1 protein-coding gene is annotated in these 345 nt (G+C 55.9%); it reads left to right on the top strand.

All coding sequences use genetic code 11. The features are described from left to right. Window positions 1-76 precede the first annotated feature (76 nt). Window positions 77-193, top strand: a complete 117-nt coding sequence (gene rpmJ, locus GB932_RS00755) for a 50S ribosomal protein L36 (RefSeq protein ID WP_014854209.1) — start codon at window positions 77-79, stop codon at window positions 191-193. The last annotated feature ends 152 nt before the right edge of the window (window positions 194-345 follow it).

Raw genomic sequence — 345 nt, 5'->3', positions numbered from 1 at the left:
CCTCATGAAGAAAGCCAACCTGAAGGGCTATGGCAGCGGTCTGCTGCGCTGACCCGTAAGGTTCGAGGAGTCACTGATGAAAGTTCGTGCATCGGTTAAGAAGCTGTGCCGCAACTGCAAGATCGTCCGTCGCGAAGGCGTCGTTCGTGTGATCTGCAGCGCGGAGCCGCGTCACAAACAGCGCCAAGGCTGAGTGTGATTCACGCGTGATAGCCCGGCAGCTAGTGTGCTGCCGGGTTGATTATTTGTTTTTACAGCGCTAATATCCGCGCCCTTTCTTGGCTCCCTGGGCGCCGGGTAGCTGTCAATTGGAGTTTTTCTGAATGGCCCGTATTGCAGGCGTAA

Source organism: Microbacterium karelineae (genome assembly GCF_009745985.1).
GTDB classification, from domain to species: domain Bacteria; phylum Actinomycetota; class Actinomycetes; order Actinomycetales; family Microbacteriaceae; genus Microbacterium; species Microbacterium karelineae.
Note: the sequence above shows the minus strand (reverse complement) of the source record. Positions and strands in the feature narration are given on the sequence as shown.